Annotated in this window: 22 protein-coding genes and 1 tRNA gene; 16 read left to right on the forward strand and 7 right to left on the reverse strand. The window is 66.8% G+C overall.

Annotated elements, in window-relative coordinates; genetic code table 11:
- Positions 1 to 57: 57 nt before the first annotated feature.
- The gene (locus K6T84_RS21895; protein ID WP_329786845.1) at positions 58 to 807 is read right to left on the reverse strand and encodes a VldE C-terminal domain-containing protein; all 750 of its coding nucleotides are present in this window, start codon (positions 805 to 807) and stop codon (positions 58 to 60) included.
- Positions 808 to 1,333: 526 nt separating this feature from the next.
- Here K6T84_RS21895 and K6T84_RS21900 point away from each other — a divergent pair.
- Positions 1,334 to 2,503, forward strand: a complete 1,170-nt coding sequence (locus K6T84_RS21900) for an ATP-binding protein (RefSeq protein WP_224865092.1) — start codon at positions 1,334 to 1,336, stop codon at positions 2,501 to 2,503.
- Between the two features lie 148 nt (positions 2,504 to 2,651).
- Here K6T84_RS21900 and K6T84_RS21905 read toward each other — a convergent pair.
- Positions 2,652 to 2,724, reverse strand: a tRNA-His gene (locus K6T84_RS21905).
- 68 nt (positions 2,725 to 2,792) lie between these two features.
- Positions 2,793 to 3,416: an oligoribonuclease gene (gene orn / locus K6T84_RS21910; protein WP_225401724.1), complete on the reverse strand. Its 624-nt coding sequence runs from the start codon at positions 3,414 to 3,416 to the stop codon at positions 2,793 to 2,795.
- Between the two features lie 75 nt (positions 3,417 to 3,491).
- On the opposite strand from orn, the gene K6T84_RS21915 reads away from it, so the two are divergent.
- On the forward strand, positions 3,492 to 5,060 hold the full coding sequence (locus tag K6T84_RS21915; protein ID WP_225401725.1) for a helicase HerA-like domain-containing protein: 1,569 nt from the start codon (positions 3,492 to 3,494) through the stop codon (positions 5,058 to 5,060).
- Positions 5,061 to 5,103: 43 nt separating this feature from the next.
- Here the strand turns inward: K6T84_RS21915 and K6T84_RS21920 are convergent, their stop codons facing one another.
- Positions 5,104 to 5,847 (reverse strand): hypothetical protein, encoded by a 744-nt coding sequence (locus K6T84_RS21920; protein WP_329786847.1) that lies wholly within the window; start codon positions 5,845 to 5,847, stop codon positions 5,104 to 5,106.
- A 147-nt stretch (positions 5,848 to 5,994) separates the two neighbouring features.
- Positions 5,995 to 6,801 (reverse strand): mycolate reductase, encoded by an 807-nt coding sequence (cmrA, locus tag K6T84_RS21925; protein ID WP_224865109.1) that lies wholly within the window; start codon positions 6,799 to 6,801, stop codon positions 5,995 to 5,997.
- 23 nt (positions 6,802 to 6,824) lie between these two features.
- Between cmrA and K6T84_RS21930 the strand changes: the two genes are divergently transcribed.
- The gene (locus tag K6T84_RS21930; protein ID WP_224865110.1) at positions 6,825 to 8,135 is read left to right on the forward strand and encodes an MFS transporter; all 1,311 of its coding nucleotides are present in this window, start codon (positions 6,825 to 6,827) and stop codon (positions 8,133 to 8,135) included.
- A gap of 4 nt (positions 8,136 to 8,139) precedes the next feature.
- Here K6T84_RS21930 and K6T84_RS21935 read toward each other — a convergent pair whose 3' ends face one another.
- Together K6T84_RS21935 and K6T84_RS21940 are read right to left on the reverse strand one after the other, a co-directional pair.
- The gene (locus K6T84_RS21935) at positions 8,140 to 8,919 is read right to left on the reverse strand and encodes an MmpS family transport accessory protein (protein ID WP_224865111.1); all 780 of its coding nucleotides are present in this window, start codon (positions 8,917 to 8,919) and stop codon (positions 8,140 to 8,142) included.
- A 66-nt stretch (positions 8,920 to 8,985) separates the two neighbouring features.
- Positions 8,986 to 9,618 carry an SACE_7040 family transcriptional regulator gene (locus K6T84_RS21940; protein WP_224865112.1) on the reverse strand — a complete coding sequence of 211 codons (633 nt, stop codon included), beginning with the start codon at positions 9,616 to 9,618 and terminating at the stop codon, positions 8,986 to 8,988.
- A gap of 98 nt (positions 9,619 to 9,716) precedes the next feature.
- On the opposite strand from K6T84_RS21940, the gene K6T84_RS21945 reads away from it, so the two are divergent.
- The 13 genes from K6T84_RS21945 (at position 9,717) to K6T84_RS22005 (ending at position 22,978) form a co-directional block, all read left to right on the forward strand.
- The gene (locus K6T84_RS21945; protein WP_224865113.1) at positions 9,717 to 11,357 is read left to right on the forward strand and encodes an AMP-binding protein; all 1,641 of its coding nucleotides are present in this window, start codon (positions 9,717 to 9,719) and stop codon (positions 11,355 to 11,357) included.
- Between the two features lie 75 nt (positions 11,358 to 11,432).
- Entirely contained in the window at positions 11,433 to 12,179 is a 747-nt protein-coding gene (locus tag K6T84_RS21950; protein WP_224865722.1) for a CoA transferase subunit A, read from the forward strand.
- Positions 12,176 to 12,817 (forward strand): 3-oxoacid CoA-transferase subunit B, encoded by a 642-nt coding sequence (locus tag K6T84_RS21955; RefSeq protein ID WP_224865114.1) that lies wholly within the window; start codon positions 12,176 to 12,178, stop codon positions 12,815 to 12,817. The genes K6T84_RS21950 and K6T84_RS21955 overlap by 4 nt, the downstream gene beginning before the upstream one ends.
- The gene (locus tag K6T84_RS21960) at positions 12,814 to 14,385 is read left to right on the forward strand and encodes a carboxyl transferase domain-containing protein (protein WP_224865115.1); all 1,572 of its coding nucleotides are present in this window, start codon (positions 12,814 to 12,816) and stop codon (positions 14,383 to 14,385) included. The genes K6T84_RS21955 and K6T84_RS21960 overlap by 4 nt, the downstream gene beginning before the upstream one ends.
- A gap of 6 nt (positions 14,386 to 14,391) precedes the next feature.
- A complete protein-coding gene (locus K6T84_RS21965) occupies positions 14,392 to 16,413 on the forward strand; it encodes an acetyl/propionyl/methylcrotonyl-CoA carboxylase subunit alpha (protein WP_225401727.1) in 2,022 nt (673 codons plus the stop codon).
- Positions 16,410 to 17,570, forward strand: a complete 1,161-nt coding sequence (locus K6T84_RS21970; RefSeq protein ID WP_225401728.1) for an acyl-CoA dehydrogenase family protein — start codon at positions 16,410 to 16,412, stop codon at positions 17,568 to 17,570. Before K6T84_RS21965 ends, K6T84_RS21970 begins: the two co-directional genes overlap by 4 nt.
- 2 nt (positions 17,571 to 17,572) lie before the next feature.
- Positions 17,573 to 18,073 carry a MaoC family dehydratase gene (locus tag K6T84_RS21975; protein ID WP_225401990.1) on the forward strand — a complete coding sequence of 167 codons (501 nt, stop codon included), beginning with the start codon at positions 17,573 to 17,575 and terminating at the stop codon, positions 18,071 to 18,073.
- On the forward strand, positions 18,070 to 18,867 hold the full coding sequence (locus K6T84_RS21980; RefSeq protein WP_225401729.1) for an HpcH/HpaI aldolase/citrate lyase family protein: 798 nt from the start codon (positions 18,070 to 18,072) through the stop codon (positions 18,865 to 18,867). Before K6T84_RS21975 ends, K6T84_RS21980 begins: the two co-directional genes overlap by 4 nt.
- 23 nt (positions 18,868 to 18,890) lie before the next feature.
- On the forward strand, positions 18,891 to 19,076 hold the full coding sequence (locus tag K6T84_RS21985) for a hypothetical protein (RefSeq protein WP_225402098.1): 186 nt from the start codon (positions 18,891 to 18,893) through the stop codon (positions 19,074 to 19,076).
- Positions 19,077 to 19,146: 70 nt separating this feature from the next.
- Positions 19,147 to 19,968 (forward strand): class I SAM-dependent methyltransferase, encoded by an 822-nt coding sequence (locus tag K6T84_RS21990; RefSeq protein ID WP_225401730.1) that lies wholly within the window; start codon positions 19,147 to 19,149, stop codon positions 19,966 to 19,968.
- Between the two features lie 85 nt (positions 19,969 to 20,053).
- Positions 20,054 to 20,671 carry a TetR/AcrR family transcriptional regulator gene (locus K6T84_RS21995; RefSeq protein WP_224865120.1) on the forward strand — a complete coding sequence of 206 codons (618 nt, stop codon included), beginning with the start codon at positions 20,054 to 20,056 and terminating at the stop codon, positions 20,669 to 20,671.
- Entirely contained in the window at positions 20,664 to 21,734 is a 1,071-nt protein-coding gene (locus K6T84_RS22000; RefSeq protein ID WP_224865121.1) for a DUF1214 domain-containing protein, read from the forward strand. Before K6T84_RS21995 ends, K6T84_RS22000 begins: the two co-directional genes overlap by 8 nt.
- Positions 21,731 to 22,978 carry a sulfotransferase family protein gene (locus tag K6T84_RS22005; RefSeq protein WP_225401731.1) on the forward strand — a complete coding sequence of 416 codons (1,248 nt, stop codon included), beginning with the start codon at positions 21,731 to 21,733 and terminating at the stop codon, positions 22,976 to 22,978. The genes K6T84_RS22000 and K6T84_RS22005 overlap by 4 nt, the downstream gene beginning before the upstream one ends.
- Position 22,979 lies beyond the last annotated feature (1 nt).

Raw genomic sequence — 22,979 nt, forward strand, 5'->3', positions numbered from 1 at the left:
GTCGTGGCCGCCGCTTCACCCTGCCCTTGACAAACTTCCCTACATATCAGTCGCGCATCATTCCCAGATGTATTCTTCGCTGCCGTTCGGGTAACCACCGCCGTAGGTGGTGACGTGCACGTGGTCGTAATGGCCATTGCCGCTGCCACTGGGTCCGGCCGGCGTGTAGTAGGTGCCGCGCCAGATGGCGTCCTGCATGGCAAACCGACCGGCGTTCTGCCGGACGTAGGCGACGATCCGGTCACCCAGCGCGATGCCTTCGGCGCTGCCCGGGTTGGGGATCATCACGTCGATGGCCAGACCCGAGGGATGCCAGCGCTGGCCGTCGGGGCGAACGCCGATCATGTTGTGGATCTCTGGGAATGCCTCGCTGATGCTGCGGGCGACCAGAATGGTCTTGACCTGCATGCCGCGTTCGTTGACCACACCGGGCGGCAGCGCATGCGGCGCGGGCATAGACCACATGGCCTCGCCGCCGGCATCCGGCGGAGGCGGGTCCCAAGCGGGCGCGGGCGCCTCCTCAGGCGGGGGCGGGGGTGCGTCCTCGGGCGGGGGCGGTGGTGCGTCTTCCGGCGGGGGTGGTGGTGCGTCCTCGGGCGGGGGCGGGGGTGCGTCCTCGGGCGGAGGCGGTGGAACCTCTTCCGGCGGGGGAGGCGGTGCCTCGGCGACCCCGGCGGCCGGTTGTTCCTCGTTGTTTCCCGGTTCCGCACCGACACCGCCGGCCAACAAGACGGCGGCCGGCAACACAGCCGTAGCCGCCAGAACCGAAGATTTCATGCGCAGATCAAGCAGTCCTTGCGTGAGCACGCAGGGAACCGTAACCAAAACGTGACATCTGCACCAGTCCGGCACGCCGGGAACCGTTACAAACAAGGACTGAAACGACACGTCCGATGGCTCGGAGCGTCGCCCCCGACCCCGCTTTGCCGGCAGTCAAAAGACTCTCTGACCAGCATTGATTGTAGTATCGGGTCCAGGTCGGCCGTCCGCGCCGTCACGTTCGCCGCTGCGGACCACCGGATTCGTCACATTCGTTAGATTCCACGGCGTACCCGACGGGAAAACGGGGCCGAGTGTGGCGACCAGTTACCGGGCACGCCCTGTCCAGCAAAGCTGACTCAACCCACCGATGCCGGGTCGGAGACGACAACATCGGGCGGCGCGATCGTACGTTTGGCCGATTATTCCTGCTGGTTACCCCGCTGATCGGCGATCGCGTCGCCGGCGCGGCCCTAGTGGTGTCGTGTCTCGAGTCTAGGGATATCTAGCCAGATATAGCCAGATATAGCTTTTCTCTATACTCGGCTATATTTCCCTAGAATTGGGAGGATCGATGGACCCGGTCTCTAACCCGTACGCCCCTGGTGCCGGTCGCCCACCTGCCGCGCTGGTCGGGCGCGATGCCCAGCTTGACCGCTGGCGGATCGCGGTGGATCGGATTGAGGCGAGCCGGACATCGCAGTCGCTGGTGCTATACGGGCTGCGTGGAGTCGGAAAGACAGTCCTGCTCACACGATTCTTCGCCGTCACTCGCGACCGAAGCTGGATTGCGGCGCAAGTGGAGGCGGCGGCCGGAAAGTCTTTGCGCGAAGCACTCGGTGAAGCGCTACATGCTCCGCTTGCCGACCTCGCGAGGCCTTCGGCTGGAAAGCGGCTGCTGAAAGGGCTCAAGACAGCGGTGAGCTTCAAGGCGTCCTATGACCTTGGCGGTACGTGGAACTTCGGCATCGACCTCACGGAGACCGCCGGCGGCGGTGCGGATACCGGCGTGTTTGAAACTGACCTGGGCAAACTGGCCCGTGATTTGGCCGAGGCGGCCCGGGAGGAATCTGTCGGGCTGGCAATCCTGATCGACGAAGCACAAGACCTCAGTCCCGAGGAACTGACCGCAGTGTGCTCGGTTGCCCATACAGCAGGGCAGCAGGGATGGCCGTGCCTGTTCGCGTTGGCAGGATTGCCGAGCCTGCCGCGAGTCCTTGCCGAGGCGAAGTCCTACGCGGAGCGGCTATTCGCTTTCGAACGGATCGAGCACCTCGACCGGCATCTTGCCGAAAAGGCGCTCATCGATCCGGCCGCGCAGGAAGGGGTCTGCTGGGACGACGATGCGGTGAGCTTCGCCACCCAGGAGGCCTCGGGCTACCCCTACTTCCTTCAACAATTCGGGCAGGAATCCTGGAACGAGGCCCCCGAGCGGACTATCACTCTCGCCGATGCCCGGGTCGGCGTAGCTCGGGGCCGAGCTGATCTCGATGCCGGGTTCTACCGTGCACGGTGGGACCGAGCCACCCCAACCGAGAAGCGATATTTACGGGAGATGGCCGCAGACGGGGAAGCCGGAAGTTCCTCGGGCGATATCGCGAGCCGACTTGGCCGCAGCGCCAGCAGTACCGGTCCGATGCGAGCCAGCCTGATCGCCAAGGGGCTGATATTCGCTCCCGAGCATGGCATCGTCTCGTTCACGGTCCCTGGTATGGCGGATTTCATTCAGCGCCAACCGATCTGATCTGCCAGCCTGGCTGGCCACTGGTCCTTTACGAGGTGGTTGTCGGTCGCCGTTGTACCGAGCTGACAACGGCGCGGGGCCGAGCCGGGTCTGTCCAGCGTCCGACAAAAAGAAACCCCGCCTGAGGTCAGACGGGGTTTCTACTCGGGGTGGCTGACGGGACTCGAACCCGCGACACCCAGGATCACAACCTGGTGCTCTACCAACTGAACTACAGCCACCATTGCTGCCAGCTCAGCAGGCAGCGTCGTCGATAGTAACCGCTCGGGTGCTCGGCTGCCGAATCGTTTTACCCGGGCGCGTCGGTGGGCGGGCCAAGTTCCCCCGCCACGGCGACGATCTCACTGGTAGACGGCCCAGGAGGCGCCACGAACGCGGTACCGCGGTAGTACTTGAGCTCCCGGATCGACTCGTGGATGTCGGCCAGGGCGCGATGCGCCAGGCCCTTCTCGGGCTGACCGAAGTAGATCCGCGGGTACCAGCGTCGACACAGCTCCTTGATGGAGCTCACGTCGATCATCCGGTAGTGGAGATAGTCGTTGAGCGTCGTCATATCGCGGGACAGGAAGGCGCGGTCGGTGCCGATCGAGTTGCCCGCCAGTGGCGCAGTCTTCGCCTGCTTGACGTGCGCCCGGATGTAGTCGAGCACCATCTTCTCGGCGGTCGCCAGGTCGATGGTCGACTCCCTGACCTCCTCGATCAGGCCGGACCGGGTGTGCATCTCGGTCACCACCGGGCTCATCGCGTCCAGCGCGGCGTCGTCGGCATGAATCACCACGTCGATACCGTCGCCGAGGATGTTCAGCTCGGCGTCGGTGACCAGGGCGGCGATCTCGATCAGCTTGTCGGAGCCCAGGTCAAGCCCGGTCATCTCGCAGTCGATCCAGACCAGTTCGTCTCGTGCAGCACTCACAGTGAGCCAACGTTAGCCGCTCGCCGCAGCCATAGGCGCACAGCGGTACAGACCGGCCAAGTAATGTCGTGACCTGTGAGTCCCGAGTCGGCGGCGAACGCCGCGCAGCAGATCGCGGCGGGCTATGTCGGAGACGGCCAGGCCCTCGAACTGGGCACGGTCGTCATCGACGACACCGCAGACGCCTCCGCGCAGGTCCGCATCCCGCTGGCCACGATCAACCGCCACGGATTGGTGGCCGGCGCCACCGGCACCGGCAAGACCAAGACGTTGCAGGTGATCGCCGAGCAGCTGTCCGCCGCCGGTGTCCCGGTGCTGATGGCCGACGTCAAAGGCGACCTGTCCGGGCTGTCGCGGGCGGGGGAGGCCGGGGACAAGATCACCCAGCGCGCCACCGAGACCGGTGACGACTGGACGCCGACGGCCTTCCCGGTGGAGTTTCTTTCGCTGGGGACCGGCGGTCTCGGAATCCCGGTGCGCGCCACCATTTCCAGCTTCGGACCCATCCTGTTGTCGAAGGTACTGGGGCTCAACAGCACGCAGGAGTCGACCCTCGGACTGATCTTCCACTGGGCAGACCAGAACGGTTATCTGCTGCTGGACCTGAAGGATTTGCGTTCGGTCATCACGTTTTTGACCAGCGATGCCGGCAAGCCCCAACTGAAGAACCTCGGCGGGGTATCGGCTCAGACCGCGGGAGTGATCCTGCGTGCCCTGGTCAATCTGGAGGCCGAAGGCGGCGACACCTTCTTCGGTGAGCCGGAGCTCAAACCGGAGGACTTGCTGCGCACCGACAGTCAGGGCCGCGGCATCATCTCGCTGCTGGAACTGGGCGATCAAGCTGCCCGCCCGGTGTTGTTCTCCACCTTCTTGATGTGGGTGCTCGCCGACCTGTTCACGCTGCTTCCCGAGGTCGGCGACGTCGACAAGCCCAATTTGGTGTTCTTCTTCGACGAGGCGCACCTGCTGTTCACCGACGCCTCGAAGGCGTTCTTGCAGCAGGTCGAGCAGACCGTGAAGCTGATCCGCTCCAAGGGCGTCGGGGTGTTCTTCTGCACTCAGTTGCCCACCGATGTGCCCAACAGCGTGCTGTCCCAGCTGGGCGCCCGGATTCAGCATGCGTTGCGTGCATTCACCCCCGATGACCAGGCGGCGCTGAGCAAAACGGTGCGCACCTACCCCAAAACCAAGGTGTACGACCTGGAGTCGGCGCTGACGTCGCTGGGGATCGGCGAGGCGATCGTCACCGTCTTGTCGGAGAAAGGCGCCCCCACCCCGGTCGCCTGGACGCGGCTGCGGGCACCGCGATCGCTGATGGCCTCCGTCGGTGACTCGGCGATCACCGCGGCGGCCACCGCCAGCCCCCTACACGCCGTCTACAGCGAGACCGTGGATCGCGAGTCGGCCTATGAGATCTTGTCCGGCAAGCTCGCAGCGGGGGAGGGCACCGCGCCGCCATCCGACCCGCAGGGGTACGACGGTGTGCCGCCGCCACCGAAAGTGCACTGGTGGACGCGGTTCGGTCGCTGGCTCGCCCACTTCCTCTCTACCCGGGAGGGCAAGCAGGTGACCCGTGCTGTCACTACAGTGGTGGTCGGTCAGATCACCCGCGGCGCAATGGGCACCGGGCGCCGCAGGCGTTGAGCCCAACACCGCCAGGCGCTGGAGAATTAGGCGCGATGGCGGATCAACTGTCGCATTTACCTGCCGCCGTGCAGAACCCAATTATATTATTGACGAATGGAAAGAATCCAGTGTTCATGTCGGGATCATCGTTGATGTAGGTGTTGTGATATGCATCCGTTACAAACGAGTATATTAGTTTTCTTACGCCGTCGATTTCGCCATATGCGGCGACCGGTACCCCATTTTTGAGGCCGCCTCCGTCGATCAGGTTCTGATGGCCGGCGTCGAGGACGCTTGACGGAATGTTTCCCCAGCCGCCGCCCGTGTCCCAAAGTGCATGTACTTTCACGGGTGCCTGGTCGCCGATCTTCACCCACAATGATGAATATGGAGTATCGACATCTCCCGGCCTATCGCCGTAATATTCCGTCCAGTGAACACCAGGCGGCGTTCCGAAGCCCAAGAGGTGTTCCGGTTCGTCGATGACCAAGACCGAGCCGAGGTTTCCTGGCAGGGCCGCGGTAACGATTGGACCGGGGCCGCCGGTGCCCAGTCCTACGCCCATGATTGAAGCTGCACCGTATTTATCGACATAGTCGAAATCTTTGAGAAAGGCCAATCCGAGCGCAAAATTGAGCCAGCCGCTAAATCCCGACCCGGATGATATTAGCACTTGCATTTCTGTTGGTCCGGATACCAGTTCGCTTCCGGTTTGAATGTCGTGACCGAATCCAATTTGGTTTACTGGAAGTGTTAGATACCAAAGCGGATCATTGTCGCCAAAACTAACGAGAGCGACGGCTATGCCGCAGCGCTGGAGACGCCCGCCTTCCTAGCGACGGCCGGGGATGGCGGCTTTGCAGCGCAGACTCCGGAGCCTTCTGTCGGCTCAATGGCCTTCCCGCACAGGGCATCCCCTCAACCTCAGCGTCAAGCGCGCTGGCGATCGCCGTTAGCCCCCGCCGAGCTTTTTGTAGACCGCACCGACGATCGGGGCGACGATGGCCCGCGGGCCGTACCCGGTGGCCATCGACATGGCCTTGGATGTGACCCCCGGTACCACCCGCATCTTGTTGCGCTCCAACGCATCCAGCGACAGCTTGGCAGTGTGTTGGACGGAGATCCACAGGAAGTCCGGGATCAGCTTGTCGACCAGCGAGGCTTCGGCGGCGTCAGGCATCTCGGCGCGCACCGGCCCGGGTGCCAGCACCGTCACGTGCACGCCAGTCTTGCGCAACTCGCCGCGCAGCGACTCGCTGAAGGTGTTGGCGAAAGCCTTGGTCGCGGCGTAGGTGGCGTTATTGGGAATCGGTGAGTTGCCGGCCACCGAACCCGAGATCAGGATGCCGCCGGCGTTGCGCTCCAGCATGCCCGGCAGCACGGCCAGCACCAGGTCGTGCACTGCGACGGCGTTCAGCTGCACCTGGGCCTTCTCCGCCGCCGGGTCCAGTCCGGAGATCGGCCCGAAGGTCGCGGTGCCGGCGTTGGCGCACAGCACCGAGATCTCGCGGCCGGCCAACTCGGTGCAGAACACGTCGCGGGCCGCCGGATCGGCCAGGTCGACCGCGCGGACCTCCACGGCCACCCGGTATTTGTCGCGAAGCCGCTCGGCTACATCGTTGAGCACGTCCTCGCGGCGGGCGGTGATGATCAGGCCGTGGCCGCGGGCGGCCAGCTCGGTGGCTAACGCCTCACCGATTCCCTGGGAAGCTCCGGTGACAACGGCACGGGCGTCAGGGCTGGGAGCAGGCACTGGCATGAGGCAATCGTAGAGTGCCAGACATGGGTGCCCCGGCGGTGGTCAAGTCCGGGCGGTCGCAGGTGGTGGCATGGGCGCTGTGGGACACCGGCGCCGCCGCGGTCAGCGCGATCGTGGTGACGTTCGTGTTCTCGGTCTATCTGACCAGCAGCGTTGGCCGGGATCTGCCCGGCGAGGTGTCCCCGGCCAGCTGGCTGGGCCGCACGCTGGCGATCTCCGGGCTGACCGTGGCCGTGGTGGCGCCGGTGGTCGGGGTGTGGGTGGCCGGGCCACACCGCCGGCGGGTGACCCTGGCGGCGCTGACCGGCACCGCGGTGCTGCTGATCGCGTCGATGAGCCTGATCCGCGAATCGCCGGCCTATCTGGCGCCGGGGCTGGCGCTGCTGGCGCTGACCGCCGCCTGCGGTGATCTGGCCAGCGTCCCCTACAACGCCATGCTCAAGCAGGTGTCGACGCCGACAAACGCAGGGCGGATCTCCGGATTCGGCTGGGCGGCGGGCTACGGAGGCAGCGTGGTGCTGCTGCTGTTGGTCTATGTGGGCTTCATCTCCGGGGACGGCCCGCATCGGGGCCTGCTGGGTCTGCCCACCCACGACGGGGTCAACGTGCGGGCGGCGATGCTGCTGGCCGCGGCGTGGCTGGCGGTGTTCGCGCTACCGCTGGTCTTCAGCGCCCACCGGATGGCCGCCGACGACGAGGAGCTGCCGCCGCGGCTGGGGCTGTTCGGCGCTTACCGTCGGCTGTGGAGCGACATCAGCACCGAATGGCATCGCGACCGCAATCTGGTCTTCTACCTGATCGCCAGTGCGATCTTCCGGGACGGGTTGGCCGGGGTGTTCGCCTTCGGCGCGGTGTTGGGGGTCAACGTGTACGGCATCTCGTCGGGCGATGTGTTGATCTTCGGGGTGGTCGCCAGCGTGGTGGCCGCCGTCGGGGCGATCGCCGGGGGCCTGCTCGACGACCGGATCGGATCCAAGACGGTGATCGTCGGGTCGCTGGTGGCGATGGTCGCCGCCGGAACGACCCTGATGGCGTTGTCCGGGCCGAAGGCGTTCTGGGTCTGCGGGCTACTGCTGTGCCTGTTCATCGGGCCGACCCAATCCTCGGCGCGCACACTGCTGCTGCGGATGGCGCAGCAGGGCCGGGAGGGGTTCGAAGGCGTCGCCTTCGGCCTCTACACGATGACCGGCCGGGCCGTGTCGTTCCTGGCGCCCTGGCTGTTCTCGGTCTTCGTCGACGTGTTTCACACCGACCGGGCCGGCATGGGCGGGTTGTGCACCGTGCTGGGGATCGGCCTGCTGGCGATGCTGGCCGTGCGGGTACCGCGCGGCTGAACCGTCAGGCGGCCGCCGCGCAGACCGTCAGGATGCTGCCCGTGCGCTCACGGACCAGGGTCCCGTCCACCGTCAACGAACAGGTGATCTGCTCACCGAAGTTCACCACGGTGACCGCCGCGGCCGTGGTCGCCGGCGGAACCAGGGTGACCTCCTTGCTCCACGGCAGGGTCACGTTGAAGTCGGTCTTGAGCACACCGCCGGTGTCCAGATAGGCGATGCTTAGCACCTTTCCGGTCCCGGTGACCCGGTAGACGATGGTCTCGGGAACCCCGGCGGTGGTCGACGTCGTCGGTGGTGTGGTGCTCGGGGCGCTCGGCGTGGTCTCCGGCGCCGATGTCCGCGGGGGCGCGGTGGTGGTGGATGTGCGCGGGGGAACCGGCACACTCGGAGCGGTCGGCAGCGGGGTGACCGGTGTAAGCGTGGCCGAATTCCGTTGTGACCCATTGGCGATCACCAGGGCGATCACCATGCCGACGACCAACAGCACCGCCGCCCCGGCCACCAGCCACAACCAGTTGGGGAAGCGCGGGGGCTCGGGTGGGCCGCCGCCGGCCGGGCCGCCGCTGGGGGGTTGCGGGATATCCCAATCTTGGCGCGGCAGTTCGGCAGTCGGGTGTGGCACCTGCGGCGAATAGCCGGACGGATACATCGGAACCTGGCCGGCATAGGCCGGATCCACCTGGGACGGAATGCCGGTGGTCGGTGGCTCGTAGGGCCCCTGAGGCGAGGTCTGGCCCCGCCAGTAGTGATCGGAACCCTCCGGCTGATACGGATCCGTCATGCCCACCTCATGGATTGCAGGGTACCTGCGCCGGGCGGATTGCGGCGGTGACGCCGCGCAGGGCGGTCAACTCCCGGCGGCGTCCAGTGCGCTGATCGTCATCGCCCGCAACACCGCTCGCGAGCGTTCCGGGGCGGCCGGCCGGGCCCCGGTGGGCTTCATGCTGTGCGGCGTCGAGTTCAGCAGGCCGAAGGCCGCATGCGCCATCATCCGGGCGTCGGCCTCGTCCAGTCCGTCGTGCCGCGCACGCAACACCGCCACCCAGACCTCCACGTATTGGCGCTGGGCGCTGCGCACCTGGCGCTGCGCCCCGGCCGGCAGATGCGCCAGATCGCGGTCCTGGATGCGGATCAGGTCCGGCTCCCCGAACGCGAAATCCAGATGAAAGTCGACCAGGCCGCCCAGCACCGTTTCCGGACTCTGGCCACCCGCTTCGACGGCGCGTGCACCGGCGAGCAACCGGGTACTGATGCCGACCAGCAACTCGACCAGCAGTGCTTCCTTGTTGGGGAAGTGCCGGTAGATGGCAGGCCCGCTGACCCCGGCCGCGGCACCGATGTCCTCCAGTCGCACCGCGAGAAAGCCGCGCTGGGCGAAGAGTCGCTCGGCTGCGGCCAGCAACTGGCTGCGCCGGTCGGATTTCAGCCGACTGCGCCGGTTGACCGGTTCGTCATCATCGGCCTGGGCGGACGCTGCCATGACGCCTCCGCTCATCGTGGACAGCTGAGTTAATGGTCACTAACGTAACACTCATCGACGGAATCCGAGCCGGTCTCGGGCGCAACGGTGGAGGCCCGATGGCAACCGCGGGAACCAGCTCACGCGGTGCGCCGTCCTATGACCGCGGCGAGACTTCGCTCGCTCTGCTGACCACGACCATCGGGGTCAATCTGGCGGCCAGCGCCGCGGCCTTCCCGGATCGTGATGCACTGGTTGATGTTTCGTCGGGTCGGCGCTGGAGTTACGCCGAGTTCGTCCATGACGTGCGGCGGCTGGCCAGTGGCCTGATCCAGGCGGGTGTCGTGGCGGGGGACCGGGTGGGCATCTGGGCGCCCAACTGCGCCGAGTGGGTGCTGACGCAGTACGCCACCTCCGAGATCGGGGCGGTACTGGTCACCGTCAATCCCGCCTACCGCTCCCACGAATTGGCCCACGCACTAGGGCAGTCGGGGATGGCGATGGTCATCGCGGCTTCGCGTTTCAAGACCTCGGATTATGCCGGAATGCTGCGGGAGGCCGCCCCGGGCTGTCCGCAGCTGCGCGAGACGGTGATCATCGGCGATACCCGCTGGCGGGAACTCGCGGGCACTCCGGTCGATGCCACGGCCCTGGCGCAGCGTACCGTGACGCTGGACCCGCAGGATCCGATCAACATTCAATACACCTCGGGCACAACGGGTTACCCGAAAGCTGCCACGCTCACTCACCGCAACATCCTCAACAACGGCTATCTGGTCGGCGAACTGCTCGGCTACACCGCATCCGACCGGATCTGCCTGCCGGTCCCGTTCTATCACTGCTTCGGCCTGACGATGGGCAATCTGGCTGCCACCAGCCACGGCGCGGCCATCGTCATCCCGGCCGCCGGCTTCGACGCGGCGGCTACGCTGCGTGCCGTCCAGGACGAGGCGTGCACCAGCCTGTACGGCGTGCCCACCATGTTCATCGCCGAGTTGGGCCTGGCCGACTTCGCCGACTACGACCTGAGCAGCCTGCGCACCGGGATCATGGCCGGGTCGCCGTGTCCGGCCGAGGTGATGCGGCGGGTGATCGACGACATGCACATGGCCGAGGTCGCGATCTGCTACGGCATGACCGAGACCTCGCCGGTGTCGACGCAGACCCGCGCCGACGACTCATTGGAACGCCGGGTCGAAACGGTCGGGCGTGTTGGACCACACCTGGAGATCAAGGTCAGCGATCGGATCACCGGTCAGGTGGTGCCGCGCGGGCAGACCGGCGAGTTCTGCACCCGTGGTTATGCGGTGATGACCGGCTACTGGGACGACCCGGAGACGACCGCCGAGGTCATCGACGCCGACGGCTGGATGCACACCGGCGACCTGGCGGTCATGGACGACGACGGCTATGTGCGAATCACCGGGCGCATCAAGGACATGGTGATCCGGGGCGGGGAGAACATCTACCCGCGTGAGATCGAGGAATTCCTCCACGGTCACCCCGACATCCTCGACGTCCAGGTCATCGGGGTGCCCGATGCGACCTACGGAGAGGAACTGATGGCAGTGGTCAGGCTGCGCGACGAGGCGACGTCGTTGACGGCCGAAATGTTGCGGGACTTCTGCGCCGGCCGGTTGGCGCACTTCAAGGTGCCGCGCTATCTGCGGGTCGTCGATGACTTTCCGATGACGGTGACCGGCAAGGTCCGCAAGGACGAGATGCGCCGGCAGGCGATCGAGCATTTGGCCGACGGCTGACAGCGCGGCTAGAGAATGGTATTCTCTGGCATCAGTTAATCAACATTAACTGAAATCGAGGAGGCGCGGGTGGCGATGGACAAGGTCGTCGCGACGGCGGCGCAAGCCGTGGCCGACGTGACCGACGGTGCGTCCCTGGCGGTGGGCGGGTTCGGGCTCTGTGGCATTCCGGAGGCGTTGATCGACGCCTTGTTGCAGCTCGGCGTCACCGATCTGGAGACCGTTTCCAACAACTGCGGCGTTGACGGCATCGGCCTGGGAGTGCTCTTGGAGCACAAAAGAATTCGTCGGACGGTCAGCTCCTATGTGGGCGAGAACAAGGAGTTCGCCCGCCAGTTCCTCTCCGGTGAGCTCGAAGTCGAGCTGACCCCGCAGGGCACGCTGGCCGAACGGCTGCGCGCGGGCGGCGCGGGTATCCCGGCGTTCTACACACCCACCGGTGTGGGGACCCAGGTGGCCGACGGCGGCCTGCCGTGGCGGTACGACGGTGACGGCGGGGTGGCGGTGGCCTCGCCACGCAAGGAGACCCGCGACTTCGACGGACGCACCTATGTTCTGGAGCGCGCGATCCGCACCGACTTCGCCCTGGTGCACGCTTGGAAGGGCGACCGGCACGGGAACCTGGTCTACCGCGAAGCCGCCGCCAACTTCAACCCGGAATGCGCTGCGGCGGGCCGCATTACCATCGCGCAGGTCGAGCACCTGGTCGAACCCGGCGAGATCTGCCCCGCCGAGGTACACACCCAGGGGGTTTTCGTACACCGGGTGGTGCATGTGCCCGATCCGGTCAAGCGAATCGAGCGGGAGACGGTGCGCGCATGACCCTCACCAGAGACGAGTTGGCCGCACGGGTGGCCGCCGAACTGTGCGACGGACAGTACGTCAACCTCGGGATCGGGCTGCCCACCTTGATTCCCAACCACATTCCCGACGGCATCAACGTGGTGCTGCACTCGGAGAACGGAATCCTCGGCGTCGGACCGTACCCGTTGCCCGAGGACCTTGACGCCGACCTGATCAACGCCGGCAAAGAAACGGTGACCGTGCTGCCCGGGGCGTCCTTCTTCTCGTCGTCCGCTTCGTTCGGAGTCATCCGCGGTGGTCACCTGGACGTGGCAGTCCTTGGCGCCATGCAGGTTTCGGCGACCGGCGACCTGGCCAACTGGATGATTCCCGGCAAGATGATCAAGGGCATGGGCGGCGCGATGGACCTGGTACACGGAGCGCGGCGGGTGATCGTGATGATGGAACACGCCGCCAAGGACGGCAGTGCCAAAATCGTCGAGCAGTGCACGTTACCGCTCACCGGTGCGCGCTGCGTCGACCGGATCATCACCGACCTGGCCGTCATCGACGTCACCGAAGCGGGCCTGGATTTGATCGAGACCGCGCCGGGTGTCACCGTCGAGGAGGTCGTCGCCAAAACCGGCGCACCGCTGAATCTTTCGAACGCGTCATGACCGCGCCGACTTTCGCCGACGAGCACCGGCGCCTGGTCTCCGAACTCAACGCCAAGCTGGCGGCGGCCGCGCTCGGCGGCAACGAGCGCTCCCGGGAGCGGCACGTCGCCCGCGGCAAGCTGCTCCCCCGCGACCGGGTCGACCGGCTGCTGGACCCGGGCAGCCCCTTCCTGGAGCTGGCCCCGCTGGCTGCCGACGGCATGTACGACGACGAGTGCCCCGGAGCCGGGATCATCACCGGGATCGGGCGGGTCTCTGGGCGGGAGTGCGTGATCGTCGCCAACGACGCCACCGTCAAAGGCGGCACCTACTATCCGGTGACGGTCAAAAAGCATCTGCGCGCCCAAGAGGTCGCGCTGGGCAACCGGCTGCCGTGCCTGTATCTGGTGGATTCCGGCGGCGCGTTTCTGCCCCGCCAGGACGAGGTGTTCCCCGACCGTGAGCATTTCGGCCGGATCTTCTACAACCAGGCCACCATGAGCGCATTGGGCATCCCGCAGATCGCGGCGGTGCTGGGATCGTGCACCGCGGGTGGCGCCTACGTGCCGGCGATGAGCGACGAGGCGGTGATCGTCCGGGAGCAGGGCACCATCTTCCTGGGCGGCCCGCCCCTGGTGAAGGCCGCCACCGGAGAGGTGGTGACCGCCGAAGAACTCGGCGGCGGTGACCTGCACTCGCGCGTCTCGGGGGTCACCGACTACCTGGCCGACGACGATGAACACGCGCTACGCATCGTGCGGCAGATCGCGGCGACCTTCGGCCCTCGGATCGAAAGCCCTTGGGATATAGCGGATTCCGTCGAGCCTCGGCATGACCCGTCCGGGCTCTACGACGTGGTTCCGCCCGACCCGCGGGTGCCCTACGACGTGCGACAGGTGATCACACGGCTGGTCGACGGCAGTGAGTTCAGCGAGTTCAAGGCCGAATACGGCAAGACCCTGGTGACCGCGTTCGCACGCATCCACGGGCATCCCGTGGGGATCATCGCCAACAACGGGGTGCTGTTCGGCGAATCCGCGGTCAAGGGAGCGCACTTCATCGAACTGTGCGACAAGCGCTCGATTCCACTGGTGTTCCTGCAGAACATCGCGGGCTTCATGGTCGGCCGCGACTACGAGGCCGGCGGCATCGCCAAGCACGGCGCCAAGATGGTGACCGCGGTGGCCTGCGCGCGAGTGCCCAAGCTGACGGTGGTGATCGGCGGGTCCTACGGGGCGGGCAACTACTCGATGTGCGGGCGGGCGTATTCGCCACGTTTCCTGTGGATGTGGCCGAATGCCCGGATATCGGTGATGGGCGGCGAACAGGCCGCCTCGGTGTTGGCCACCGTGCGCGGCGAACAGCTCGAGGCCGCCGGCAAGCCGTGGTCGCCCGCCGAGGAGGACGCGTTCAAAGCCCCGATCCGCGAGCAGTATGAGGCGCAGGGCAACCCGTACTACTCGACCGCCAGGTTGTGGGACGACGGGATCATCGACCCCGCCGACACCAGAACAGTGCTGGGACTGGCCCTTTCGGTGTGTGCGAATGCGCCGCTGGATCCGGTCTCCTACGGCGTCTTCCGGATGTGAGTGACAATGTTTGAGTCCGTATTGGTGGCCAACCGTGGTGAGATCGCCGTCCGGGTGATCCGAACCCTGCGTCGGATGGGTATTCGCTCGGTGGCGGTCTACAGCGACGCCGACGCCGGGGCATTGCATGTGCGCGAGGCCGACACCGCGGTGCGGCTCGGGCCCGCCCCGGTGGGCGAGAGCTACCTGTCGATTCCTGCTGTGCTCGGGGCCGCTGCGACCACCGGCGCCCAGGCGATTCACCCCGGCTACGGATTCCTCTCCGAGAACGCCGGATTCGCCGCCGCCTGCGAACGCGCGGGAGTGGTATTCATCGGTCCGCCGGCGCGGGCAATCGAGGTGATGGGCGACAAGATCTCGGCGAAGAACACCGTCACCGCCTTTGAGGTTCCGGTGGTTCCGGGTATCGCCAAACCCGGTCTGTCCGACGGCGACCTGGTGGCCGCGGCGGGCGAGATCGGCTACCCGGTGCTGATCAAGCCGTCGGCCGGCGGCGGCGGCAAGGGCATGCACCTGGTCGAAGAACCGGGCGGGCTGCGGGCGGCGCTGGGCACCGCACGGCGGGAGGCGGCCTCGGCGTTCGGCGACGACACCTTGTTCTTGGAGCGATTCGTGCTGCGGCCGCGCCACATCGAGGTTCAGATCCTGGCCGACACCCACGGCAGCGTGGTGCACCTCGGCGAGCGGGAATGCAGCCTGCAGCGTCGCCACCAGAAGGTGATCGAGGAGGCGCCGTCGCCGCTGTTGGATGCCGACACTCGCGCCAGGATCGGCGCGGCGGCCTGCAACACCGCCCGCAGCGTCGACTATGCCGGCGCCGGCACGGTGGAGTTCATCGTCTCCGCGGACCGTCCGGACGAGTTCTTCTTCATGGAGATGAACACCCGGCTGCAGGTGGAACACCCGGTCACCGAGGCGATCACCGGTCTGGATCTCGTCGAATGGCAGGTACGGGTGGCCGACGGCGAGAAGATGGCCTTCACCCAGGACCAGATCACCCTCACCGGGCATGCGATCGAGGCCCGGGTCTACGCCGAGGACCCGGCGCGCGGCTTCCTGCCCACCGGCGGGCGGGTGCTGGCGGTGCACGAGCTGTCCGGACCGGGGCTGCGGGTGGACTCCTCGTTGCAGGCCGGCACCGTGGTGGGCAGCGACTACGACCCGATGCTGTCCAAGGTGATCGCCCACGGCACCGATCGGGCCCAGGCGCTCGCGCGACTGGACGCGGCACTGGCCGGCACCGCGGTGTTCGGGGTGCAGACCAACATCGAGTTCCTGCGCTTCCTGCTGGCCGACGAGCGGGTGATCGCCGGCGACCTGGACACCGAACTGCTGGACTTGCGGTCGGCCGACTTCGCACCGCTGCCCGCGCCCGATGACGTGCTGGCCGCGGCCGGTCTGTATCGCCAGTGGGCGCTCGCCGGGCGATTTCGGCGCGATAGTGCTCGCTCAGCGAGGGAAACCGCGCCGAAATCGCTGTGGGCCGCCCCGAGCGGCTGGCGGATCGGCGCTGCGGCGCCGGTGCGCACCGATATGCGCACCCCGCTGCGCTCGGAGACGGTTTCGGTGTGGGGACTACCCGCGGCAGCGCGGGTTCAGATCGGCGACGGCGAGATCCACGACGCCAGCGTCGAAGTCGAGGGTGACCGGCTGGTCGCGACGGTAGCCGGGCAGCGACGGCACTACGGCTTCGCCGAATCCGATGGACATCTGTGGATCTCCGATGAGCGCGGGACCTGGCAGCTGCGAGAAGCAGAAGTGGTGCGGGTGCAGCGCGGTGGCGGCACCCGCAGCGCCGAGATCGTCAGCCCGATGCCGGGCAGCGTGATCGCGCTGCACGTCGAGTCGGAATCGCCCGTGGCGGAAGGCGATCCGGTGGTGGTGGTCGAAGCGATGAAGATGGAGCACACCCTGGCCGCGCCGATCAGCGGCCGGGTGGAGCTGTTGGTGTCGGTTGGCGATCAGGTGGCCGTGGACCAGGTACTGGCCCGTCTGATCCCCGAGGTGAGTGAGGACAAGCAGCAATGACGACCATTACGGCAGGGAGTCTGCCGAAGGAATACCAGGAACTCCGCGACACCGTCGCTGATTTCGCCCGCACCGTGGTGGCTCCGGTGGCCGCCAAACACGATGAGGAACACAGCTTCCCCTACGAGGTCGTCGGCAAGATGGGGGAGATGGGCCTGTTCGGGCTGCCCTTCCCCGAGGAGTACGGCGGCATGGGCGGCGACTACTTCGCGCTGGCCTTGGCGCTGGAGGAACTCGGCAAGGTCGACCAGTCCGTGGCGATGACCCTGGAAGCGGGGGTAGGACTTGGGGCGATGCCGATCTACCGGTTCGGCACCGAGGATCAGAAGCAGCAATGGCTGCCGGATCTGGTCACCGGTCGCGCGTTGGCCGGCTTCGGTCTGACCGAACCGGGCGCCGGCTCGGATGCCGGGGGCACCCGCACCACCGCGCGGCGGGACAACGGCGACTGGATCATCAACGGCACCAAGCAGTTCATCACCAACTCCGGCACCGACATCACCTCGCTGGTGACGGTCACCGCCGTCACCGGCACCCGTCCCGATGGCGGCAAGGAGATCTCCACGATCATCGTGCCGTCCGGCACAACGGGTTTCACCGTGGAGCCGGCCTACAACAAGGTGGGCTGGAACGCCTCCGACACGCACCCGCTCACCTTCGTCGATGCCCGTGTCCCCGAGGCGAATCTGCTCGGCGAGGAAGGTCGGGGTTACGCGAACTTCCTGTCGATCCTCGACGAGGGCCGCATCGCCATTGCCGCGGTGGCCACCGGGGTGGCGCAGGGCTGCGTCGACGAAAGCGTCAAATATGCCGGTGAACGCGAGGCGTTCGGCCAGACCATCGGCTCCTATCAGGCGATCAGCTTCAAGATCGCCCGGATGGAGGCCCGCGCGCACGTTGCCCGCACCGCCTACTACGACGCCGCGGCGAAGATGTTGGCGGGCAAGCCGTTCAAAAAGGAGGCGGCGATCGCCAAGATGATCTCCTCGGAGGCCGCGATGGACAACGCCCGCGACGCCACCCAGATTCACGGCGGCTACGGCTTCATCAACGAATACCCGGTGGCCCGGCACTACCGGGATTCCAAGATCCTGGAGATCGGCGAGGGCACCACCGAGGTGCAGCTCATGCTGATCGCACGATCGTTGGGGCTGTGACGATGACCGACAACCAGAGCAAGACCGTAGAGCAGCGCGGGTTGTGGTTCGAGGAATACGAGATCGGCACCACCTACGCACACCGGCCCGGCCGCACCCTCACCGAAGCCGACAACGTGCTGTTCACCACCTTGACCATGAACACCCAGTCGCTGCACCTGGACGCGGCCTGGGCCGCCGAGCAGCCCGGGTTCCGCGGTGAGCGGCTGGTGAACTCGATGCTGACGCTGTCCACCATGGTCGGGCTGTCGGTCGCGCAACTCACCCTCGGCACCATCGTGGCCAACCTCGGCTTCTCCGAGGTGTCGTTTCCCAAGCCGGTGTTCCACGGGGACACCCTCTACGCCGAGACGGTCTGCACCGACAAACGCGAATCCAAGAGCCGTCCGGGGGAGGGCATCGTGACGCTGGAACACCTCGGACGCAACCAGAACGGCGACATCGTCGCCCGTGCGGTGCGCACCACGCTGGTGCGCAAAAAGCCCGCCGGGGACGCACAGTGAGCGCCGGCCCGGCCTGGCTGTTCTGCCCGGCGGACCGCCCGGAGCGTTACGCCAAAGCTGCCGCGGTGGCCGACGTGGTGATCCTGGACCTGGAAGACGGTGTGGCCGCCGCCGACCGGCCGGCTGCTCGGGAGGCGTTGCGCGACACGCCACTTGACCCGGAGCGCACGGTGGTGCGGGTCAACCCGGCCGGCACCGAGGATCAGGCGCGCGACCTGCAGGCACTGGCCGACACCGCCTACACCACGGTGATGCTCGCCAAGACCGAGTCGGCCGCTCAGGTCGAAGCGTTGGCGCCCCGGAAGGTGGTCGCGCTTCTGGAGACCCCGCGCGGTGTGGTGTTGTCCACCGAGATCGCGGCCGCGCAGGGATGCGTCGCGATGATGTGGGGAGCCGAAGACTTGGTGGCCGCCATGGGCGGCGGCTCGAGTCGGCATGCCGACGGCACCTATCGGGACTTCGCCCGCCACGCCCGCTCGACGGTGCTGCTGGCGGCGTCCGCGTTCGACCGGGCCGCACTCGACGCGGTGTACCTCAACATCGGCGACCTCGACGGTCTCAAGGCCGAAGCGCTGGACGGCGCGGCGGTCGGATTCGCGGCCACGGTGTGCATCCATCCGACCCAGATCGCGGTGGTCCGCGACGCCTACCGGCCCGCACCGGAGCGAATCGATTGGGCGCGAAGGGTGCTCGCGGCCGCACAGACCGAGCGCGGGGTGTTCGCGTTCGAAGGCCAGATGGTGGACTCGCCGGTGCTGCGGCACGCCGAGGCTATTCTGCGGAGGGCGGACTGACACACCAGGAGGACTGACCGCGCGTGCGCATCACCCGGATCGTCGAAACGTCGGTGCCGTTGCGCGGTGAGATCGCCAACGCGCTGGTCGACTTCTCCCGGCACACCGTCTCAATGGTCGCGGTGGTCAGCGACGGTTTCGACCGTCGTCACGCCTTCCCGAGCCCGGGCATGTTGGTCAAAGCCGTTGAGCGACAGTGGATCACCTGAGGGCTGAACGCCACGCCGGGCGCCGTTCAGCCGGTGCGCCGAGCACGCGACGGCGCTAGCCTGGACTGTCATGACCGACGACAAGACGCGGGTGGATCTGCGCGGTGCCCCGCAGACCATGCTCGCCACGCTGTACGCCAAGGCGCTCGATGCCGACCTGCCTGCCCCGATCCTGGGCGATCGTTTCGCCAAAGAGGCGGTGGCCCGCATCGACTACGACTGGTCCACGACGTCCATCACCGCTGCCCGCTCACCGTCGGTGACCACTCGCACCGCGCATTTCGACGACTGGACCCGCCGGTTCCTGGTGGAGCACCCGAGTGCCGTCGTGCTGCACCTGGGTTGCGGGCTGGACGCCAGATACTTCCGGCTGGAGCCGGGGCCGGGAATCGACTGGTACGACATCGATTACGCTGCCGTCGCCGAGCTGCGCCGGCAGCTACTTCCAGCACGGCAGGGTAACCACGTGGTGGCAGCGTCGGTGACCGACCCGGCCTGGCTCGCCGAGATCCCCACCGAACGGCCGACATTGATGCTCGGCGAAGGCCTGACCATGTACCTCACCGAGCAGGACGGCGTCGGGTTGCTTCGCCGCATAGTCGAGCGCTTTCCGAGCGGGGAGGTACAGTTCGACGCCTTCAACTGGCTGGGTATCAAGACTCAGTGGTCCAATACGGTGGTGCGTCGCGCCGGCGCCACGCTGCACTGGGCGATCAATGGGCCCAGCGACATTCTGACCGCGGTGCCGGGCACCCGGCTGGTGGAGTGGGTGCGCTGGTTCGAGTCGGACACCTTTCGCCTGCTTCCTCGCCGCTACCGGGCACTGGGTAAGGCGATGGCGGTGATTCCGGCGGTGGCGAACATGTCGCAGTACCACCGCTACGTCTTCTGAAGCAGGCCATCGACCGATCATTGACTAATTACGTTACGTAATGTAACTGTTTAGGCGTGAGTCGTCGACGACGCAGGGTGCGGCAGTGACGTCCGGCCCGGAACCCGGCCCGGCCGGCCGCGGGCGCCCGCGGGATCCACGCACCGAGCAGGCCATCACCGAGGCCGCCCGGCTGCTGCTGGCCCGCGATGGCTACGAGCAGGTGTCCATCGAGGCGATCGCCCGCGAGGCGGACGTCAGCCGCCCCACCGTCTACCGGCGCTGGCCCTCGAAGACCCACCTGGTATTCGACGCCGTCTTCGGTGCCGCCGAGGTCGACGACGTACTGACCAGCTCGGGTGACTTCGAATCCGACCTTCGCCAGCTCGTCACCGGTGTCTTCGCGTTCTGGCGCGCACCGGACGTCGCCGCTGCGGCACTGGGCATCCTGGCCGACCGCCACCGCGATCCGGAACTGTTCATCCGGACCCAACAGCTGCTCGACGAGAAGACCCGCACCGCGTTCGGTGCGCTGGTCCACGCCGGTATCGAGCAGGGCGTGCTGGACGCCGACACCGATATCGAGATGGCCTACGACGCAATGGTCGGCACCAGCTTCTACATCACCCAGGTCCTGGCCGCCGAGAGCGTCGCCGACGCCGCCGACCGGCTGTGCTCGCTGCTGCTGCGCGGATTGAGAAAGAAGGAGAAACACGATGACTGAGTTGGCGGAGCTTTCCCAGGCGTATTCAGGCCTGCTCGACGAGGTTCGTGCCGTCGAGCAGCGCCTGCTGGGCGCCGATCCGCCGCTGGAGCAGGCTGACATCCTCGACGGCTACCGCTGGGCGTTGAGCCTGCTGCGGGTGGCCTCCGAGGCCTACATCTGGGGCGACGCGGACAAGCCGATCCTGACCGATGTGATCGGCCCCTACCTCAAATGGGGAGGCGACAATTCGGACGCCTTCTACCAGCTGGCGCCGATCGACCCCGCTCGCAGCTACCGGGTCACCGGCAACCGCGGCGACGCCGTCTACCTGTCCATGACCGTCTACGGCGGCCCCGACGACGGCCGCTACAGCGACCGCATCATCGACACCATCAATGACCGCGATCTGGGCTGCGATTCCGGCGGTGACTTCGAGTTCGTCATCAGTGCCCAGGAGCAGCAGGGCAATCGGCTCAAATTGGAGCCCGACGCCGTGTTCATCCTGACCCGCGACTACCTCACCGAACCTGAGACCGGCCGCCGGACGCAGTGGAAGATCGAGGCGCTCGACGACACGCCGCGGCGCCCCGACAGCCCCGCCGACCTGAGCCGGCGGATGCGTGCGGCCCGGACCTGGATTCGCGAGCAGGCCGCCATGGCACCGGTCCGGTTGCCGGCCAACGTACTTCAGGAGCCCTACCCGGTGCCCAGTCGCACGGTCGGCTGGGCCGCCGGCGATGCGGCCTATTCGATGGGGGCCTACGACTTGCAGCCGGGCCAGGCGCTGGTCATCGAGGGCACCTCACCGGAGTGCGTGTTCTGGAACCTGTGCCTGTGGAATCCGTTCCTGCACACCTACGACTACACCCGTGAACGAGTCACGATCAACGATGCACACGTCAGCTACGCGCCGGACGGATCGTGGCAGATCGTGATCAGCGAGACCGATCCCGGGCACCCGAACTGGGTGTCCACCGCGGGCCGGTCGAAGGGCCTGATCTGGTTGCGCTGGTTCCTGCCCGAAGCCACTCCCGACCCGCTGAACTGTCGGGTCGTCGACGTCGCCGAGCTGGCGTCGTGAGCGCCGCCACGCGCCCCGCCGCGATTCGGCTCGACGATCTGGCCGACCCGGTCTTTCCCGCCGCGGCCGCCCCGATGCGCGACGGCCTGGCGGGCTACGGTGCGGTACTGCAACTGACACCGGAGGCACTGCTCGACGCCGCGGCCCAACGAACGGGCCTGAACAATTGGGGCGACAACGCATTCCGCGAACGCATCGAGGTCCTGTGCGAATCGCTGATCACCGATGCCGACCTGTCCGCGGTCGGCCGCGCGATGGCCTTCGAACAATTGGTGGGCCACCTGGTCAACCGGCTTCGACTGGAAGACCTGATCGCGACGAACCCCGAGATCGAACGCGTCCAGATCGAACGGCCGATCATCATCTGCGGGCTGCCGCGCACCGGAACCACCCACCTGCACAACCTGATCGCCGCCGATCCCGCATTGCGGTACCTGCCGTACTGGGAGAGCATGGAGCCGGTCGCCACTCCGGGCGAAGCCGATCCGCAGGCCCGGCGTGACCGCTGCGGAGTCGGCCTGGACCTGATCAACACCTCGATGCCCGACTTCAAACGCATGCACGACATGACCGTCGACCACGCGCACGAAGAGATCCAGCTGCTGGCCAACGACATCTCCGGAATGCTCTTCGAATGCAGTTACCACCTACCGGCTTTCGCGCAGCACTACAAGACCCATGATCAGAGTGCGTCGTACGCGTATATGAAGCGCACGCTGCAGGCGTTGCAGTGGCTGCGCGGCGGCACCCGCTGGGTGCTCAAATCGCCGCAACATCTGGAGCAGTTCCCCGCGCTGTACGCCACCTTCCCGGATGCCACTTTCGTTGTCACCCATCGTGATCCGGTCGAGGTGACGCGGTCGATGGCAACGATGATCAGCTACGCTGCGCGGATGAGCTGCGACCGTCCCGACCCGGTCAAGATCTCGAAGTACTGGCTGGACCGGGCCGATGACCTGCTCACCGGATGCCTTCGTGACCGCGAGGTGCTGCCGGCGGCACAGTCGATCGACGTGCGCTTCGAGGACTTCATGGCCGACGAGGACGGTACCGTCGCCGCCGTCTACGAGCTCGCCGGTCAGCCGCTCGACGCCCGGGCGAAAGAAGCGATGACGCAGTTCCGCGGCGATCACCCGCGGGGGCGCTATGGCGCAGTGGACTACCGGCCCGCCGATCTGGGCCTCGATGCCGACGAGGTGGCAACCCGACTGAGCGACTACCGAAACCGATTCGTCGTCGACTGAT

It is taken from the genome of Mycobacterium zoologicum (assembly GCF_020181635.2).
Lineage (GTDB): Bacteria > Actinomycetota > Actinomycetes > Mycobacteriales > Mycobacteriaceae > Mycobacterium > Mycobacterium zoologicum.